Annotated in this window: 9 protein-coding genes; all 9 read left to right on the top strand. The window is 54.3% G+C overall.

Annotation, left to right across the window (positions count from 1 at the left end):
* Positions 1 to 77 precede the first annotated feature (77 nt).
* Positions 78 to 1,073 carry a 3-hydroxyacyl-CoA dehydrogenase family protein gene (locus tag CRO74_RS19830; protein WP_097128156.1) on the top strand — a complete coding sequence of 332 codons (996 nt, stop codon included), beginning with the start codon at positions 78 to 80 and terminating at the stop codon, positions 1,071 to 1,073.
* Between the two features lie 69 nt (positions 1,074 to 1,142).
* Positions 1,143 to 2,222 carry a dipeptidase gene (locus CRO74_RS19825; protein ID WP_097128155.1) on the top strand — a complete coding sequence of 360 codons (1,080 nt, stop codon included), beginning with the start codon at positions 1,143 to 1,145 and terminating at the stop codon, positions 2,220 to 2,222.
* 884 nt (positions 2,223 to 3,106) lie between these two features.
* Complete coding sequence (locus CRO74_RS19820; RefSeq protein ID WP_097128153.1) at positions 3,107 to 4,222, top strand: FecR family protein; 1,116 nt, start codon at positions 3,107 to 3,109, stop codon at positions 4,220 to 4,222.
* Between the two features lie 266 nt (positions 4,223 to 4,488).
* Positions 4,489 to 7,920, top strand: a complete 3,432-nt coding sequence (locus tag CRO74_RS19815; protein WP_097128152.1) for a SusC/RagA family TonB-linked outer membrane protein — start codon at positions 4,489 to 4,491, stop codon at positions 7,918 to 7,920.
* Between the two features lie 18 nt (positions 7,921 to 7,938).
* Entirely contained in the window at positions 7,939 to 9,501 is a 1,563-nt protein-coding gene (locus tag CRO74_RS19810) for a SusD/RagB family nutrient-binding outer membrane lipoprotein (RefSeq protein ID WP_097128150.1), read from the top strand.
* A 155-nt stretch (positions 9,502 to 9,656) separates the two neighbouring features.
* Positions 9,657 to 10,115 carry a RidA family protein gene (locus CRO74_RS19805; RefSeq protein WP_097128148.1) on the top strand — a complete coding sequence of 153 codons (459 nt, stop codon included), beginning with the start codon at positions 9,657 to 9,659 and terminating at the stop codon, positions 10,113 to 10,115.
* Positions 10,116 to 10,238: 123 nt separating this feature from the next.
* Entirely contained in the window at positions 10,239 to 10,958 is a 720-nt protein-coding gene (locus tag CRO74_RS19800) for a carbohydrate-binding family 9-like protein (protein WP_245877917.1), read from the top strand.
* A 30-nt stretch (positions 10,959 to 10,988) separates the two neighbouring features.
* Positions 10,989 to 12,212, top strand: a complete 1,224-nt coding sequence (locus CRO74_RS19795) for an aminotransferase class V-fold PLP-dependent enzyme (RefSeq protein WP_097128147.1) — start codon at positions 10,989 to 10,991, stop codon at positions 12,210 to 12,212.
* 108 nt (positions 12,213 to 12,320) lie between these two features.
* Positions 12,321 to 13,565: an amidohydrolase/deacetylase family metallohydrolase gene (locus CRO74_RS19790; protein ID WP_097128145.1), complete on the top strand. Its 1,245-nt coding sequence runs from the start codon at positions 12,321 to 12,323 to the stop codon at positions 13,563 to 13,565.
* Positions 13,566 to 13,568: the final 3 nt, after the last annotated feature.

The raw sequence follows: 13,568 nt of genomic DNA, 5'->3' as shown, positions 1-13,568 counted from the left end.
GCTGATGAAGCCGGGCGGCCGGAGCCGAAGCATGACAAAAACTGGCTCACTTAAATCCTTCAAACGTATTCTCAATTATGAACCAGCCAATAAATCCGGCAGATATACCCGTGAGTGTCGTAGGGCTGGGTCTGATGGGTTGCAGCATTACCGTCTGCCTGCTCATTGCCGGGCACCCGGTGGTGGCGCTTGCCCCCTTGCCCGCCGATATGGAAACGGCCGAGCCCCGCATCCGGGAACACCTGACCAAAGCCTTCGATAAGGGGCTGATTACCCAGAGCCCGGAACTTTACTTCGAAAAACTGACCATTACGGAGGACTACGGACTTTTGAATCCCTGCAAACTCGTACTGGAATGTACGCTCGAAGACATCAACATCAAGAAATCGGTCTACGAGAAGATCGAAGCCGTCGTTGCCGACGATGCCCTGATTACCAGCAACACCTCGGCCATACCGATCAGCATTCTCCAGAGGCAAATTCGGTTGCCCGAGCGATTTCTGGGCCTGCACTGGGCCGAACCCTCGCACACAACCCGCTTTCTGGAAATCATTTGTGGCGACTTAACCGACCAGCAAACCGCCGATTGGCTTTATGAACTTTCTCATTTCTGGGCTAAGGAACCAACGCTGGTTCGTAAAGATATTCGGGGGTTCATTGCCAACCGGCTGGCCTACGCCATGTACCGCGAGGCTTTCAATCTGGTCGAAAACGGCTATGCCACCGTCGAGGATGTGGACCGTGCCTGCCGCAACAATACCGGCTACTGGATGACGCTGGTGGGTGTTTTTCGATGGATGGACCTGACGGGCGTACCGGCTTATCATACCGTCATGAAGGACTTGCTACCCACCCTGAGCAATAAGACCGAAGTACCGAAACTCATTGACGACATCGTCAAAGCAGGTGGCAAAGGTGTTCAGAATGCGCAGGGCTTTTACGAATACACCCCCGAAGAGGCCAGACTCTGGAAGGAAACCTACGAAGAATTCAGCTACGACATCCGCCAACTGGCCCTGAAATACCCGGCCGATGTGGTGAAAAGGAAATTGAGTCAGGATAAAGAAGAATAGCCCAATTAGTTTTGTACCAGACAGCATCCCTGCTGTCTGGTACAAAATCAAAACCAGTAAACCCATCCCATGTTCATCATCGACGCCCACCTCGACATGGCCCTCAACGCCATCGAATGGAACCGTGACTACCGACTATCGGCCCACCAGATACGCGAACTGGAAGCCGACATGACTGATAAAATCGACCGGGCGAAAGGCACCGTTTCCCTGCCCGACCTCCGCCGGGGCAATATCGGTCTGGTCGTTGCGACGCAGATTGCCCGTTTCAACCAGAGCAACGGCAACCTCCCCGGTGCGGGCTGGAACTCCCCCGAACAGGCCTGGGCCATGACACAGGCGCAACGTGCGTGGTACGAAACCATGGTCGATGCGGGCGAAATGGTGCAGATTCTGGACCGCGCCACCCTCGATAGTCACGTGGCCCTGTGGCTCGATGAAACCATCCCGAACGAAACCAAACCCGTCGGGTATATCCTTAGTCTCGAAGGAGCCGACTCACTGGTAAACCTGTCGTATCTGGAGAAAGCCTATAACTACGGCCTACGCGCCCTCGGCCCGGCTCATTACAGCACCGGACGTTACGCTCCAGGCACTGGCCTGAGTGGCCCACTCACCGACCAGGGTCGTGAACTGGTCAAAGAAATGGACCGGCTGGGTATCATTCTGGATGCTACGCACCTCACCGACGAGGGCTTTACGGAAGCTCTCTCCTTATACAAAGGCCCGGTTTGGGCGAGTCACCACAACTGCCGGGCACTGGTGCCGCACCAACGCCAACTCACCGACGATCAGATCAGGCAGTTGACCGAGCGGGGCGGTGTCATCGGCGGGTGTTTCGATGCCTGGATGATGAAGCCCGGCTTCACCCAGCGGGTCAGCAATCCGACCGAATTTGACATCACCCTCGAAACGATTATCGACCATTACGACCACATCTGCCAGCTTACCGGCAACAGCCAGCACATCGCCATCGGCAGCGACCTCGACGGCACCTACGGCATCGAGCAGTCCCCCAGCGACCTCGACACCATCGCCGACCTGCAAACTCTCACCGGCCTCCTCACCAAACGCGGCTACTCACAGGAGGACATCGAAAATATCTTCCACAAAAACTGGCTCCGTTTCCTCCGAAACGCCTGGCACTAACCCCAACCCCGAAGGGGTTGACTGTGGGCAACCCCGGATGCAGTCCGGGGAGACGGGTGCTACACTAGGGAGACACTATATGGGGGAGACAGACACTACACGGGGAGGGTGACCTGTACGAGGAGACAATGCCAATCCAGGACGTACAGCCACAGTCAACCCCTGCGGGGTTGGGCACTCCCGGACTGCACCTGTGTCCCCGGACTGCATCCGGGGTTACCCACAGTCAACCCCTTCAGGGTTGGGCTAGGGCGCACTGGCTATGGCACCGGACTACATCCGGGGTTATCCACAGTCAACCCCTTCGGGGTTGGGCTAGGGCGCACTGGCTATGGCCCCGGACTACATCCGGGGTTACCCACAGTCAACCCCGGCGGGGTTGGGCTAGGGCGCACTGGCTATGGCACCGGACTACATCCGGGGTTACCCACAGTCAACCCCTTCGGGGTTGGGCTAGGGTGCACTGGCTATGTCCCCGGACTGCATCCGGGGTTACCCACAGTCAACCCCTTCGGGGTTGGGCTAGGGCGCACTGGCTATGGCACCGGACTGCATCCGGGGTTATCCACAATCAACCCCTTCAGGGTTAGTGCTGGGGCGGACTAGTACTCATGTTCCACACCGTCATCCCAACCCCGAAGGGGTTGACTGTGGGTAACCCCGGATGCAGTCCGGGGACACAGGTGCAGTCCGGGGACACAGGTGCAGTCTGGGAATGCCCAACCCCGGAGGGGTTGACTGTGGGTAGCCCCGGATGCAATCCGGGGTTGTGGTGCCGGTTTCGGCCATTTTAAAAAAATTTAAAATAAAGTTTCAGAAAAGAGAGTATTCGCCAACGACTCCTGCATCTTTCCTTCAAATGCACAAATAGCGCATTCGTTTGTATGCAGGAGTACAGGGACCTAGAACCCGAAGAGTTAGCCCTCGATTCGTCTTTCCAACGCTGGCAGTTGGGCACTGACCCCGTAGCCGGTGCCTTCTGGCGGGAATGGCTAATTCAAAACCCGGACAAAGCCGACCTCGTTGGTAAAGCGGCCTCCCTGCTCCTCTCATTGCACACCACCTACGGCCAGCAATTCACGGAACGTCTGCCGATTTCAGAACACGAGATTCAGGAAGAGATCAGCCGATTGCACGATTCGCTGGAAACGCCGGTCGTGTCGGCGAAGTGGTTTCAGTGGGCACCTTTTCGCTACGGTGTGGCGGCCAGCGTACTGGTTGTGCTTGGTCTGTTTGGCTGGCATCAACTCCGCCCTTCGGCCAACAAAACACCGGAAACCTACACTGAACTGGTGGCGCAGGCTACTGAGTCGCTTTCGGAAGTGAACAACACTACCGATCGGCCCGTACGGGTCGATCTGCCCGATAAAAGTACGATTACCCTTTACCCCAAAAGCCGGGTGAGTTTCGATAGGCAATTTGCCGGTACGAAGCGGGAAATTTATCTGTCCGGGAAAGGCTTCTTTGAAGTAGTCAAAAATCCGTCGAAACCGTTCTATGTATATGCCAACGGCTTGATCACCAAAGTGCTGGGCACCAGTTTTACGGTACAGGCCTACGACGGAGCCGGGCAGATGAAAGTGGTAGTCCGGACGGGTAAAGTGGCGGTGTTCACCCAGAAGGAGGTCGCACTGAACCCGAAAAAGGAAACATATAAGCTGGATGGTATCGTACTGACACCCAATCAGCAGATTGTCTACTCGACAGAAAAAATTCAGTTAAAAAAGAGCCTGATCGAGAATCCGGTTTTGTTGGAGCAAGCCTCGCAGAAACAGCAGTTCGCCTTCAAACGAACGCCAATTGCCGATGTATTCGCCACGCTTGAGCAATCCTATGGTGTACCCATCGTCTTCGACAAAGACCTGATGCGGGCCTGTTACCTGACCGCAGCCTTTACGGACGAACCGCTTTTTGAGAAACTTGATCTGATCTGCAAAACCATCAACGCCAGTTATAAGCAGGTGGACGGAACCATTCAGATCAGTAGCAATGGTTGTTAAATACTGGACTTGGTTATTGAGTTATTGGTTATTACGTCATACCCGATTATTCACCAGTAACCAATAACTCAATAACCAATAACTACTAACTCAATAACCAAATCGCCTATGATCAACAACGCGCCGACATACGCATAAAAAAGGCGGAGATGCGCTAACATCTTCGCCTTCAAAATCGCCCCTCGTGTATGCTTATTACAACTTCCGCTAAACAGCGGACCGGGACTTTATTGTGCCGAATTTTTCACCCGACAAAAGCCAAAACTATGTCAAAACGAGTACTTTATCAAAAGACTTTACAGAAAATCATGCGCATTGGCATCTACCAGGCCTTTCTTTCTGTCGCTTTTGCCACCTTCTCCTACGCCGTTGAGGTGAGTGGGCAGAAAGTGCTGGAGCAAAAAGTAACCCTTCAATTGTCCAACGCCGATGTTGAAAAGGTGCTGGATAAACTGGAGACGGTTACGAACGTCAAGTTTATGTACAACCCGCAGATTTTCGGGAACGACGCCAAAGCCACCTACAAGTTTCGCAACGAACCGCTCTCCGACGTCCTGAACAAGATCCTGTACCCGTATCAGGTTACGTACGAAGTGCTTCAGGATCGGATTATTCTACGGCGCATCGAATCTTCCTCCGAACTCAGAACGCCCGTCCAGCCCGAAGCCCCCAAACGAAAAGTGGCGGGTATTGTCCTCGACGAAAACGGGGCGGGTCTGCCGGGCGTGAGCGTCGTGATCAAGGAAGCGCAGAAAGGAACCACAACCGGAGCCGATGGCCGGTTTTCGCTGGATATTCCGGACGAAAACGCCGTGCTGGTCTTCAGCTTTGTGGGTTATAAACGGCAGGAAGTTACCGTTGGTAATCAGAGTAACCTCAGCGTGACGCTGGCCCCAGAAGCCAGCACACTCGGCGAAGTTGTGGTGACCGCGCTAGGCATTGCCCGGGAGAAAAAAGCCCTCGCCTACGCCGTGTCTGAAGTGAAAGGAAGCGAACTTACCCAAGCCCGAGAGAACAACGTAGCCAACGCACTGACCGGCAAGATTGCCGGGGTCAACGCAACGGGTATGGCTACCGGTCCCGGCGGGTCGAGCCGCATCATTATCCGGGGCAACGGCTCGCTGAACGGCAACAACCAGCCGCTGTACGTTATTAACGGGATGCCGATGGATAACAGCACGCCCGGCGGCACTACCGCCGACGGCAACGGCATGAACGTCGACCGGGGTGACGGTATTGGCGGTATTAACCCCGACGATATTGAATCCATCAGCGTGCTGAAAGGTGGTCCGGCGGCCGCTCTTTACGGTGCCCGTGCGTCCAATGGCGTTATCCTGATTACCACCAAAAAAGGACGCGCCCAGAAAGGTGTCGGGGTGGAGATCAACAGCAACACCACGTTTGAAGACATCGCCGTTATTCCGAACTGGCAGTACGAATACGGGCAGGGTCTGGATGGCCGAAAACCAACCACCGTAACGGAGGCAAAAAGTACCGGACGACTTTCGTACGGTGCCCGCATGGATGGCCTGCCAACGATTCAGGTCGACGGACAGTTGCACCCTTATTCGCCCCAGAAGAACAACCTGAAAAACTTTTACCGCACGGGTGCCAACTACATCAACTCGCTGGCTTTTACGGGTGGGAATGAGACCGTGAACTTCCGCTTGGGTCTGAATAACACCCAATCGAACAGCATCGTCCCCAATTCGTCGTTCACCCGGCGCATCGCCAACCTGAACCTGAACGCGTTTCTGGGCAAGAAACTGAGTGTTGAAACGGTATTCCAGTACAACGTGGAAGAAGGCACCAACCGCCCGAAAGTGGGCTACGCCGACTTCAACCCGCACTGGGCGACTTACCTGATCGCCAACGTGGTCGACATTCGGAGTTTGGCTCCAGGCTACGATCCCGTTACCGGTAAAGAGATGGAGTGGAACCCCGTTCCGGCCGCGCCGAACCCGTATTTCGTGATCAATAAGTTCAAGAACAACGACACCAAACACCGGTTCATCAGCCAGGGAAGCATCCGCTACGACATTCTGGACAACCTGTTCATCAAAGGCAGCGTGAGCCAGGATTTCTACAGCTTCTCGTCGGAATACGTCCAGCCAACGAACAACGCCTACCAGCCGCTGGGTACGTACGAAGCCCGTAAAACAAGCTCGTCGGAAACCAACGGCATGCTGACGCTGAATTACAACACCACGTTTTTCAAGGATTTGACCTTCTCGGCGCTGGCCGGCATGAATGCCCAGCGCAGCATTTTCGACCAGACGACCATTGCGGGCAGCGAGTTTACGGTGCCGTATTTCTACAGCTACACCAACCTCGCCACATCGACCACGACGCCAACGTATCTGAAAAGTGCCATCAATTCGGTATTCGGCTCGGCGGATTTCGGGTACAAAAACGTTGCGTACCTGACACTGTCGGGTCGGCAGGACTGGTTCTCGGTGCTGAACCCGAAGAGCAACAGCATCTTTTATCCATCCGTTGGCGGCTCGTTCATTCTGTCGGATGCGTTCCAGTTGCCCAAAGCCGTGAGTTTCGCCAAGTTGCGGGCCTCGTGGGCGCAGGTGGGTGGTGCTACCGTCAACGCCTACCAGATTTACCAGTATTACTCCATGCAGCAGGGCGGCCACAACGGCCGACCGGTACAGGTTTTATCCTCCTCGCAGGTGCCCAACCCCGACCTGAAACCGCTCACCTCGACCACCTACGAAGGCGGTATCGAAGCCAAGTTCCTGAACAACCGGCTGGGCATCGACCTGACGCTCTACAACCGCAAAACCACCGACGACATCGTAACGACGAACATCGCGCTTTCGTCGGGCTACACCTCGGCCCTGCTGAACGTGGGTGCGCTGAGCAACAAAGGCGTTGAGCTGCTATTGACCGGTACGCCCGTCAGCAAAGGCCCGTTCTCGTGGGATGTGAGCTACAACATGGCCTACAACAAAAGCAAGATCGAACAACTGGCCACCGGCATCACCGGCATCGACGTGGGTGCGGGCGTAGGCGGTGGCCTGGTCCGGAACGTACTCGACCGGCCTTATGGCACCGTTTGGGGCTATAACAAGAAAACCGACGCCAACGGTAACGTCGTGTTCAATACGGCCAGTGGCTACGCCGTTCGCGGTGATTTACAGGAAATTGGACAGGGCACCCCACCCCTCACGATGGGTATCACGAACAACTTCCGGTACAGGAATTTCTCGCTGAACATTTTGGTCGACGGTAAATTCGGCAGCATCGTTTACTCGAACCTCTACCAGTACGCCTACCGCTTTGGTCTGCCGCAGGAAACCCTGCCGGGTCGCGAAACGGGAGTCACCGTCACGGGCGTAACCCCCGAAGGTGCGCCTTACACCAAAAAATGGAGCAAGGAAGAGGTCGATACGTATTACGATAACGACAAGAATTACACGGCCATGTTCATGTTCAACAACGATTTCGTGAAGCTGCGTCAGGTGATCCTGAGCTACAACTTGCCCGTGGCCAAACTGCCGTTCCTGAAGCTGCAATCGGCTACGATCTCGTTTGTGGCGCGTAACCTGGCTATTCTCTACAAAGACAAGAAGAATCAGTATTTCGATCCGGAGTCGGGCTATACGAGCACCAACGCGCAGGGTCTGGAAGCGTTTGGCGTGCCCAGAACCCGCAGCCTTGGCGTGAACTTAATGGTGAAATTCTAACCAAAAAACTTTCTGACGATGAAGAATCTGATCCAAAAAATACTGGTGGTGGCCCCGATGCTCCTGTTCCTGTCGGCCTGCGACAAGGGCTTCGAGGAGATGAACGTGGACCCGAATAAATACTCGGAAGTGGTACCCGGCTACCTCTTCACCCGCGCACAGCTCGACGGGGTGAGCACCAACTTTACCGGGGCCGCTTACCTGACCATCGGCCAGTCGATGCAGCAGTTTGCCACCTACAAAGAGGTACCGGCTGCGGGCGACAAATACTTCAACTACAGCTACTCAACCGGCAACTGGAACGCCTACGCGGGTACCGGTGCCGGACAGGGGGCTATCGTGTCCATCCGGCAGGTGATCGACGCCGTGTCGACCAGCCCGCTCGACGTGAACAAGCGCTCGGCGGCTCGCATCTGGAAGGCGTATATTTTCCATCGCCTGACGGATATGTACGGCGACATTCCCTATTTCAACGCGGGAGAAGCCCTTTCGGCCAAGAATTACAGCCCTAAATACGACACCCAACAGGCTATTTACGCCGATCTGCTGAAAGAACTGGATGAGTCCATTGCGGCTTTCGACGCCAGCAAAGCCACCTTTGGCAACGCCGACCTGATGTATGGTGGTGACATTACCAAGTGGAAAAAATTCGCTTATTCGCTGATGTTTCGGCTTGGTATGCGCCTGACCGAAGTAGATCCCGCGATGGCCAAAACCTGGAGCGAAAAAGCCATTGCCGGTGGGGTTATTCTGGACGATGCCGACCGCGCCGTGATTGCTTACGTCGATGGGTCACAAACGGCCAGTCGGAACTTCATCGCCAGTGGCCTGATCAGCACCGACTACGTAACGCCCGGTGGCGACAACGTGGAAGGCGGCAAGTTTGCCAAAACGTTCATCGACTACCTGAAGAATACCAAAGACCCGCGCCTGAACGTGATCTCGGTTGTTTGGACCACCACCGACAATAAAACCTTCACCGCCGACACGACAACGGCCCTGCAAAGCGGAATGCCGAACGCGGCTTACAACAACCTGCCCGCCAATTTCAACTCGTTCTCGGAGCCTAACCCCAACACCCTGTTGAAATACAACACCCCGCTGATCGTGTTCGGCAATGCCGAAACGAACCTGTTGCTGGCCGAGGCTTCTGTCCGTGGCTGGACCAGCGGCACGACCGCAGCTACGGCTTATGCCAATGCCGTACGGGCCGGTATGCGGCAATGGTCGCTGTTTGGCACGGGTGGCACGATTTCGGAAGCCCGGATCAATGCCTATCTGGCGGCTAATCCATACAAAGCTACCGGCACCACGGCCCAGCAGATGGAACAGATTCAGACGCAGAAATGGGTGTCGCTATTTCTGGAAGATGAATACGAAATTTTTTCCAACTGGCGTCGGACGGGTTATCCGGTACTTACCCCAACGAACTACCCCGGCAACCTCACCGGCGGCAAAATTCCAACCCGCTTCGTGATTCCCGATTCGGAAGAAACCTACAACAAAACCAATTTTATCGAAGCTCGTACGCGTCAGGGCGGCACGAACACACTCTCCAGCGTGGTGTGGTGGGATAAGTAAGATTTATGGTGTCAGGCCTGAGAACCTGACACCATAAATCTTAATGAGACCGACCTTATGTACAGGTTTCTAATATTTTTTAATAAATTGACAGGCAGTCGCTTGCTTTTAGAGTAAGTTCCTGAAAAACGCCCTTTTCCTTTTTTAAGCGATTCATGAAAGCACAACGACGTTCCCTCTTAAAACGCCTTTTTGCGGCCGTTGCCGGTGTTGCCGGATTAAGTACGCCGACGAGCGCCATGGCTGTGTCAATACCTGAAAAAGAAGTCGCCGGTGTGGTATCTCAGGATGATATCCCGTTGTATTCGGGGTCGACGAAACTCGGCAATCTGGTGTTTGTGTCCGGAGCCGGAGCCCATTTCGAAGGCGACATCCGTTCGCATACCGACCATGTGCTCAAGGAGATCGAGAAAGAGCTTATCAAAGCGGGCTCTTCGATGGACAAGGTACTAAAAGTAAATGTTCTGCTGCACGACTTGAAGGACTACAAAACCATGAACGAAGTGTACAAAGGTCGATTCGGCAAAAACCCACCCGTTCGTACAACGGTGGCCGTACACGCGGGCGTTCCCGGAAATTCCTGGGTCGAAATTGACTGTGTTGCGTATGTGTAAAACTCTGTTTTTGTACCAAACAGCCTCTGGCTGTTTGAGCCGAAGGCTAACAGGGCAGCTAACTCATAAGCCGCTTCGCGGCTCAAACAGCCAGAGACTGTTTGGTACAAATAAGACCCACTAATGAAATTTACCGTCTTCACCTTAGCCATTTTACTCACCCTCAGCATGCAGCCCACACAGGCCCAAACCAGCGAATCGACGCAAATGGTCGTTCGAAAAACGAATGATTTTCAGGTGAATGGCAATGGCGATCATACCGCGTGGACGAAGACGGACTGGGTGTCTATCACGATTCAGGAATCCGCCGGGCGAAAGCTGGCGACGAAGACCAAAACGCTCTACTCCGGAACCGGTATCTATTTCCTGTTTCAGTGCGAAGACGAAACGCTGACCGCAACGATTCAGGAGGATTTCGGGGCGCTATATAATGAAGATGTGGTCGAAGTGTTTCTCTGGCCCGACGAATCCGTACCCATTTATTTTGAATACGAACTGTCGCCCCTGAATTACGAATTGCCTATTCTGGTGCCGAATATGAACGGCAAATTCATGGGCTGGAAACCCTGGAATTATACCGGCAAATCGAAGGTGCAACATGCGACCAGTATTCAGGGTGGCGACAAGGTGAGCAAGGCAGCCATCAAGGGCTGGACAGCTGAGTTTTTTATTCCCTACAGTTTATTAAACCCCATCGTTCAGACGCCACCCACTTCGGGCACACGCTGGCGGGGCAACCTTTACCGCATCGATTACGACAAAGGGTACCAAACCTGGTCGTGGCAAAAAACGAGTGGCAGCTTTCACGAATTCAAGAAGTTCGGAACGCTGATTTTCGAGTAATGAATATTCCCGATACAAACCAACTTTATCATGCTTAATAGAAGATCTCTCATCAAGCGATTGTCGACCGCGCCCCTGCTGGGTGGCCTTTTTGGTACCGTTGCCCCCCTGGAATCGGTACTGGCGGCTCCGGCCAAAGCGGCTCCCCGGAACGTTTTGAAAGAACTGGGTCTGCGTACCTTCATCAATGCGGCTGGTACTTACACCGCTATGACGGGTTCGCTCATGGAAGATGACGTGGTCGAAACGATCAACGCATCGGCCAAAGAGTTTGTCATGCTGGACGATGTGCAGACCAAAGTTGGCGAGAAGATTGCCGCCCTGACCCATGCCGAATCGGCAGTGGTGACGGCGGGCTGCTTCTCGGCCATGACGCTCGGGCTGGCCGGGGTGCTGACGGGCATGGATCAGAAGAAAGTGGAACTGCTGCCCCATCTGGAAGGTACCGATATGAAGTCGGAGGTGATTGCGCAGAAGGCGCACAACATCGGCTACAACCACGCCCTCACCAATACCGGCTGTAAAATTGTGGTGGTCGAAACGCTGGAAGAGGCCGAAAAAGCCATCAACAGCAAAACGGCCATGCTCTGGTTCCTGAACATCCAGTCCGACAAGGGCCAGATTCAGCACCAGGAGTGGGTGAACCTGGGCAAAAAGCATAACATCCCGACCATGATCGACATTGCTGCCGATGTGCCGCCGGTCGAGAATCTCTGGAAATTCAACGACATGGGTTTCGATCTGGTTTGCGTATCGGGCGGCAAAGCCATGCGCGGCCCCCAAAGCGCCGGTTTGCTGATGGGCAAAAAACAGTACATCGCAGCCGCCCGACTCAGCATGCCACCGCGTGGCTCCACCATTGGCCGGGGCATGAAAGTCAACAAGGAGGAGATTCTCGGCATGTACGTGGCCCTCGACAAGTTCATCGCCACGGATCACCAGAAAGAATGGAAGATGCTGGAAGACCGGGTGGCGACTATTTCCAACGCCATTAAAGGTATTAACGGGATAACTATCGAAACCTACGCGCCACCACTGGGCAACCATACGCCTACCATGCGGGTGACCTGGGAAACGGGCAAGGTCAACCTGACGACCAAATCTTTACAGGAAAATCTGCGCAACGGAAACCCATCTATTGAAGTGGTAGGCGAAGCCAACGGCATCAGCATGACGACCTGGATGCTCAAACCCGGCCAGGATAAAATTGTAGCGGCAAGGCTAAAAGAAGAATTTACGAAAGCGGCAGTATAACGTATCGCGGTTCTTCAGTCCGCGTAGCCGTAGGCTAATAACTTATCAATTACACATTAGCCTACGGCTACGCGGACTAAAGAACCGCGATACTCAATATCCTAATCCATGAAAACCGAATACCTATTCCTAATCCTTTTCTCTTTTCTAGCGGTTCCGGCCTGGGCGCAACCGTATACCCTGCTCATCAAAGGCGGGCACCTGATCGACCCGAAAAACAACATCGATGCCATCATGGACGTCGCCATCACCGACGGTAAGGTGACGCAGGTGGCGAAATCCATCGACGCCAAACAGGCGCGGCAGGTCGTTGATGCCAAAGGCATGTATGTTACGCCCGGCCTGATCGACATTCACGGACACGTGTTTTACGGCACCGAACCCGACCATTACCTGAGCAACGGACTGGTAGCCGTCTCGCCTGACGGGTTCACCTTTCGGGTGGGTGTGACCACCATTGTCGATGCGGGGGGCGCGGGCTGGAAATCCTTCGAAACATTCAAGAAGAACATCATTTTCACGTCCAAAACCCGCGTGCTTTCGTTCATGAACATAGTAGGCGAAGGCATGCGCGGGGGCAAGTTTGAGCAGGACACCACCGATATGGACCCCAAAATGGCGGCTAAAGTGGCGCTCGAAAACAAGAATGATGTCGTCGGGTTTAAGGTTGCACACTTTCAGGGGCCAAGCTGGGCACCCGTCGACCATGCCGTAGCGGCTGGCAAGCTTGCCGACATGCCCGTTATCATTGACTTTGGCGGTAACAACCCACCTCTCTCGCTCGAAGAGTTGTTCATGAAGCACCTTCGTCCGGGCGATATTTTCACCCATGCCTACACCCTGCTGGAAGGCAATGTCCGGGAGACGATTGTGGACGAAGCGACCAAAACCGTGAAGCCGTTTGCGTGGGAGGCCCGCAAAAAAGGCATCGTGTTCGACGTGGGTTATGGCGGGGCGAGTTTCAATTACTCACAGGCTATTCCGGCGGTGAAAGCGAAATTTTACCCCACGACCATCAGCACCGATCTGCATACCGGCAGCATGAACGGTTCCATGAAAGACATGCTCAGCATCATGTCTAAATTCGTGGCGATGGGTGAAGACATTCCGAGCGTGATCAAAGCCAGCACCTGGACCCCGGCGCAGGTCATCAAACGCGAAAACCTCGGGCATCTGTCCGTGGGAGCTATTGCCGACGTCGCCATTTTCTCGATGCGTCAGGGCACGTTTGGGTTTTATGACAAAACCGGCTACAAGATGATGGGCAAGCAGAAATTCGAATGCGAAATGACCATCAAAGGCGGTAAGGTCGTGTATGATCTGAACGGCATTGGCATTGCGAGTGCGAAGTAGTAC

The organism is Spirosoma fluviale (genome assembly GCF_900230225.1).
GTDB lineage: Bacteria > Bacteroidota > Bacteroidia > Cytophagales > Spirosomataceae > Spirosoma > Spirosoma fluviale.
This window is presented reverse-complemented; position numbering and strand designations above follow the sequence as displayed.

Excerpts from the sequence above, each read along its gene's own strand:
- CRO74_RS19830 (WP_097128156.1), top strand. The coding sequence starts at position 78 with ATGAACCAGCCAATAAATCCGGCAGATATACCCGTGAGTGTCGTAGGG.
- CRO74_RS19825 (WP_097128155.1), top strand. The coding sequence starts at position 1,143 with ATGTTCATCATCGACGCCCACCTCGACATGGCCCTCAACGCCATCGAA.
- CRO74_RS19820 (WP_097128153.1), top strand. The coding sequence starts at position 3,107 with ATGCAGGAGTACAGGGACCTAGAACCCGAAGAGTTAGCCCTCGATTCG.
- CRO74_RS19815 (WP_097128152.1), top strand. The coding sequence starts at position 4,489 with ATGTCAAAACGAGTACTTTATCAAAAGACTTTACAGAAAATCATGCGC.
- CRO74_RS19810 (WP_097128150.1), top strand. The coding sequence starts at position 7,939 with ATGAAGAATCTGATCCAAAAAATACTGGTGGTGGCCCCGATGCTCCTG.
- CRO74_RS19805 (WP_097128148.1), top strand. The coding sequence starts at position 9,657 with ATGAAAGCACAACGACGTTCCCTCTTAAAACGCCTTTTTGCGGCCGTT.
- CRO74_RS19800 (WP_245877917.1), top strand. The coding sequence starts at position 10,239 with ATGAAATTTACCGTCTTCACCTTAGCCATTTTACTCACCCTCAGCATG.
- CRO74_RS19795 (WP_097128147.1), top strand. The coding sequence starts at position 10,989 with ATGCTTAATAGAAGATCTCTCATCAAGCGATTGTCGACCGCGCCCCTG.
- CRO74_RS19790 (WP_097128145.1), top strand. The coding sequence starts at position 12,321 with ATGAAAACCGAATACCTATTCCTAATCCTTTTCTCTTTTCTAGCGGTT.